This window comes from Streptomyces sp. YS-3, assembly GCF_045257485.1.
Taxonomy (GTDB): domain Bacteria; phylum Actinomycetota; class Actinomycetes; order Streptomycetales; family Streptomycetaceae; genus Streptomyces.
In genome coordinates, this window is record NZ_JBJHPC010000527.1 from 1 (window position 1) to 4,992 (window position 4,992).

Annotated in this window: 4 protein-coding genes and 1 pseudogene; 1 reads left to right on the forward strand and 4 read right to left on the reverse strand. The window is 74.3% G+C overall.

Features of this window, described 5'->3' with window-relative positions; genetic code table 11:
* From ACJA3G_RS29835 to ACJA3G_RS29850, 4 genes and pseudogenes are all read right to left on the reverse strand, one after another.
* Window positions 1–815, reverse strand: a pseudogene (locus ACJA3G_RS29835) (hypothetical protein); the annotation flags it as partial.
* Between the two features lie 165 nt (window positions 816–980).
* Window positions 981–1,403: a DUF6113 family protein gene (locus ACJA3G_RS29840; RefSeq protein ID WP_406556155.1), complete on the reverse strand. Its 423-nt coding sequence runs from the start codon at window positions 1,401–1,403 to the stop codon at window positions 981–983.
* On the reverse strand, window positions 1,403–2,290 hold the full coding sequence (mshB, locus tag ACJA3G_RS29845; protein ID WP_406556156.1) for an N-acetyl-1-D-myo-inositol-2-amino-2-deoxy-alpha-D-glucopyranoside deacetylase: 888 nt from the start codon (window positions 2,288–2,290) through the stop codon (window positions 1,403–1,405). The genes ACJA3G_RS29840 and mshB overlap by 1 nt, the downstream gene beginning before the upstream one ends.
* 92 nt (window positions 2,291–2,382) lie before the next feature.
* Window positions 2,383–2,577: a hypothetical protein gene (locus tag ACJA3G_RS29850; RefSeq protein WP_101389912.1), complete on the reverse strand. Its 195-nt coding sequence runs from the start codon at window positions 2,575–2,577 to the stop codon at window positions 2,383–2,385.
* Window positions 2,578–2,779: 202 nt separating this feature from the next.
* Between ACJA3G_RS29850 and ACJA3G_RS29855 the strand changes: the two genes are divergently transcribed.
* Window positions 2,780–4,909, forward strand: coding sequence for a prolyl oligopeptidase family serine peptidase (locus ACJA3G_RS29855; RefSeq protein ID WP_406556157.1), 2,130 nt, complete (start codon window positions 2,780–2,782; stop codon window positions 4,907–4,909).
* The last annotated feature ends 83 nt before the right edge of the window (window positions 4,910–4,992 follow it).

Sequence of the window (4,992 nt, forward strand, 5' to 3'; positions counted from 1 at the left end):
GGCCAGCAGCGGCTCGGCGTGCCGCCGGGGCCGGGGCCCTGCCCGTCCGGGGCGCCGCCGAGCCGCTGCTGGCCCTTGCGGGGGCCGACCGGGCGGGCGGGCAGCGCGGAGGTGCCGGTCACGGGTCCGGTGGTGGGTCCGGCGGGGCCGCCGTTCCCGCCGGAGGCGGCCCGGCCCGAGCCGTTGGCGGAGGCCGGACCGGGGCGGAAACCACCGGTGGCGTCCGGGCCGCCGGCGGCGAAGCCGTGGTCCTCGGCGCCGGGGCCCGCGGGACCGGCGGAGAAGCCGTGGCCGTCGGTGCCGCCCGGGCCCGCGAAGCCGTTGCCGTCGCCGTTGTCGCCCGGCCGGGCGAACGAGCCGGTGACCGAGCCGTCGTCGGGCGCGCCCTGCGGGCCGTCCGAGAAGTACGGAAGGCCGGAGCGCGGGGTGCCGGACGGCGGGGTCGCGCCGGAGCCCGCTCTGCGGGGCGCGAACCAGTCGCTGGCCGGCTTCTCCTCGGCCGCGGCGGCGGTCGCCGCCTCCTCGGCCTCCGCGGCGGCCCGCTCGCGCTCGCCGCGCGCGGCGGCGGACGCCTTGTCGGCGTCGCTCACCGGCGTTCTCATCACGACCGGCGGGATGGGCCGGGACCCGGGGATGTTGATCCGGATACGCGTCGTCAGCGTGGTCTCGGTCTTCGGCTCGTCCGGCTGGGCGGCGGCTTCCGGGGCGTCGTGCGCCGGAGAGTGCGGCGTTCCGTACGGCGGGGTACCCGACGGGTACGCGGCTCCGCCGCGCCCCTGGGGGCCGGAGGTCGAACTGTCAGTTTCACGACTCAAGGCAGGTTCTCTCCCGATCGGCTCCGCCACCCGCTCTTGTCTCGTGTGCCTGTGCGCGGACGGCTCGGCGGCGCGCACCACCATACTGGCCGCCGCCGACGCGCACCGGACGGCCCGGGGAAGCGGGGCACCACAGCCTGTACTGCGCCGCCGAAGCCCCGCACGTCACTCGCCCGTTCGGGCCGAAACTCCGGGCGGTCGCACGAGATTTCCGACCGTGGCACAGATCACAGCCGCCAGCATGCCGCCGAGCAGGAAGACGTACGAGCCGAGTCCCGCGCCGAAGACGAAGTCGCCCTCGGGCCGGGTGGCCGTCAGAAAGAGCACGGCGACCAGCCATCCGGCGGCCGAGGAACCGACCCCGGCGCGGCTGCCCGTCAGGGCCGTACCGGTCCAGAAGAGTCCGGCGGACGCGGCCAGCGAGAGCAGCAACCCGCCGGGGAACCAGGCGGCTTGGACGAGCGCGCCCGCGGCCCCGGTGAGCGCGCCGAGCAGGAACAGCCCGAGGAAGGCGGCGATCCGCCCGGGGCGGGCGCCCGCCGGACGGGAGTTGACGGGCGGCGGGGAGGTACGGGACGCGGCGCTCATCACAGGCCCAGCCCGGCGAACAGGTCCTGCTCGCGCTCGCCGGCCGGGGCCCCGGAGACCCCGTCCACCAACTCGTAGTACTCGGTCGTGAAGAGCGGCTGGGCCAAATCGTTGGAGAGCGCGAAGAACGGGCCGTCCACGGTGATCTGGGTGGCGTGCGCGCGCATCGCGGCGGCCTTCGCCCCGGCGTGGGCGGTTCCGTCGATCTCGGCGGTGACCCGCCCGTCCTCGATGACGCCCGGGATGTCGGACACGTCCGCGACGCCGGGGAAGGAGGTGCCGGACTCCCGCAGCCGCGCGAAACCGGCCTCGGCCACCGAGCGCGGCACCCGGTTCCAGTAGGTCTTGGCGATGGTGTGCGGCTCGCCGAGGCCGGGGCGGTAGGCGGGGTCGGCGGCCAGCTCGGCGGCGCGCATCGCCACCCGGTGGGCCTGGATGTGGTCGGGGTGGCCGTAGCCGCCGTCCGGGTCGTAGGCGACCAGGACCTGCGGGCGGACCTCGCGGATCACCTCGACCAGGTGGGGGGCCGCCTCGTCGACGTCGGTGTTCCAGAAGGCCCCGGAGCGGTGGTTCTGCTCCAGGCCCGTCATCCCGGAGTCGCGGAAGCGGCCGGGGCCGCCGAGGAAGCGGTGGTCGCTGACCCCCAGCTCCTTCATGGCCGCCGCGAGTTCCTGGACGCGGTGGGCGCCGAGGCGGTCCTCCCGGTCGGCGGTCAGCTGCGCGAGATCGGCCGGGATGACCTCGCCCTCCTCGCCGAGGGTGCAGGTCACCAGCGTGACCAGCGCGCCTTCGGCGGCGTAGCGGGCCATGGTGGCGCCGTTGTTGATCGACTCGTCGTCGGGGTGGGCGTGCACCAGGAGCAGCCGCCGGGCGGGGAGATCCGTCATACGGGACAGCCTACGAGGCATGCCGCGCGGCGGCATGCCTCGGATCCCCCGGCCGCGCCGGGCGGCGGCGCGGCCCTCAGAACTTCATGTCGCTAGAACTTGATGTCGCTGATCATGCCCGCGACGTTGTTGCTGAGGTCGTTGATGGTGGGCGCCATGGACGAACTGGCGAGGTAGAACCCGAGCAAGGTGCAGACCACCGCGTGTCCGGCCTTCAGTCCGGACTTCCTGACCAGCAGGAAGACGATGATCGCCAGCAGCACCACCGCCGAAATCGAGAGTGCCACGGCGGTTCACCTCCATCTGTCGGTCGGGCAGGGCCAGTCGGTCGGGCAGAACAGCGTGCCTGGGGGCATGCAGATGTCATACCCACGCCCCACTATGGATCATAACTATCCGGCGGAACGCATTGATCGGTGCACGGGCGCACAAGGGGCGCACACCCCCCACGTACGAGCAGGTGCGGGCGGGTGCCGCTAGGTTCGCCCCATGACCTCAATTGCCCCCGGAAAGACCTCGTTTCCCCGTCAGTACGCCAGGACCCAGCGCTTCACGCTCGGTGCGCCCCGCGCCTTCACGGTGGCCCCGGACGGCAGCCGGGTGGCCTTCCTGAGGGCTCCTGGGGGTACGGATCCGGCCAACAGCCTCTGGGTGCTCGATCTGGCGGACGGCGCGCGCGAACGGCTCGCGGCGGACCCCCGGGCGCTCCTGGGCGGCGCCTCGGAGGAGCTGTCGGACGAGGAGCGGGCGCGGCGCGAGCGCAGCCGCGAGGGCGCGGCGGGCATCGTGGGGTATGCGACGGACGCGGCGGTGGAGCTGGCCGCGTTCACGCTCTCGGGGCGTCTTTTCACTGCCGAGCTGCGCGCCGGGACCACCCGTGAACTGCCCGTTCCCGGGCCGGTGATCGACCCGAGGCCGTCCCCCGACGGCCGGTTCGTCGCCTATGCGGCGCGGGGCGCCCTGCGGGTCATCGGGGCCGGCGGCGAGGGCGACCGGGCGCTCGCGGAGCCGGAGGCGCCCGAGGTCACCTATGGGCTGGCGGAGTTCATCGCGGCCGAGGAGATGGACCGCGCCCGGGGCTTCTGGTGGTCGCCGGACTCGGACGCGCTCCTGGTGGCGCGGGCCGACGAGAGCCCGGTGCGGCGCTGGTGGATCTCCGACCCGGCCAACCCCGACCGTGAGCCGCAGCGGGTCGCCTACCCGGCCGCGGGCACGCCCAACGCCGAGGTGCGGCTCTTCCGGTACGGGCTCGACGGGACCCGGACCGAGATCGTCTGGGACCGGGCGCGCTATCCGTATCTGGCCCGTGTGCACTGGTCGGCGGCGGGCGCCCCGCTGCTCCTGGTGCAGGCCCGGGACCAGCGCGTCCAGCTGCACCTGGCCGTGGACACCGCCTCGGGGACGACCCGGACGGTCCACGCGGACGAGGACGCGGTGTGGCTGGATCTCTTCCCCGGCGTTCCGGCCTGGGCGCCGGACGGACGGCTGGTGCGGATCGCGGACGAGGGCGGGGCGCGCGTCCTGGCGGCGGGCGACCGTCCGCTGACCGGCGAGCAGGTGCAGATCCGGGCCGTGCTCGACATCGGGGACGACGACATCCTGGTCTCGGCGTCGGCCGGGGAGGCGGCCCGTGCACCCGAAACCGGGGAGCTCCATGTGTACCGGGTCAACGAGCTGGGTATCGAGCGGGTTTCGGAGGGTGCCGGGGTGCACTCGGCGGTCCGGGGCGGACCGGTGACGGTACTCACTTCGGCCCGTCCGGACAGCCCGGGCACCACGGTCCGGGTGGAGCGGGACGGCAAGACGGTCGCGGTGATCGACTCGTACGCCGAGACCCCGGTGCTCACGGCCCGGGCGCGGCTGACCGAGGGGGGCGCGCGGCGCATCCCGTGCGCCGTACTGCTCCCCACCGACTACTCGGAATCGGACGGTCCCCTTCCGGTGCTGATGGATCCGTACGGAGGGCCCCACGGCCCCCGCGTCCACGCCGCCCACAACGCCCATCTCACCTCGCAGTGGTTCGCGGACCAGGGCTTCGCGGTGATCGTGGCCGACGGGCGCGGCGCCCCCGGCCGCTCACCCGCCTGGGAGAAGGCGATCCGGGACGACTTCACGCTCACCCTCGACGACCAGATCGAGGCGCTGCACGGCCTGGCGGGCGCCTTCCCGCTGGATCTGGGGCGGGTGGCGATGCGCGGCTGGTCCTACGGCGGCTATCTCTCGGCCCTCGCGGTGCTGCGCCGCCCCGATGTCTTCCACGCGGGAATCGCGGGCGCGCCGGTGACCGACTGGCGGCTCTACGACACCCACTACACCGAGCGCTACCTGGGCGACCCGCAGGGCAATCCCTCGGTGTACGAGGCGAACTCGCTGGTCACCGACGCCGGACTGTCCCAACCGGCCGAGCAGCACCGGCCGTTGATGATCATCCATGGTCTGGCGGACGACAATGTGGTGGCCGCCCACACCCTGCGGCTCTCCTCGGCCCTGCTGGCGGCCGGCCGCCCCCATGAGGTCCTGCCCCTCACGGGCGTGACCCATATGACCCCGCAGGAGCAGGTGGCGGAGAACCTCCTCCTGCTCCAGGTGGACTTCCTGAAGCGCTCCTTGGGGATCTGACCGGCCGCGCCGTGCCTTCCCGGCGTCCTCACCAGCCGGGCGGCGGCGAGGAGGGCGGCGGGGGCGGGCCGAAGCCCGGCGGC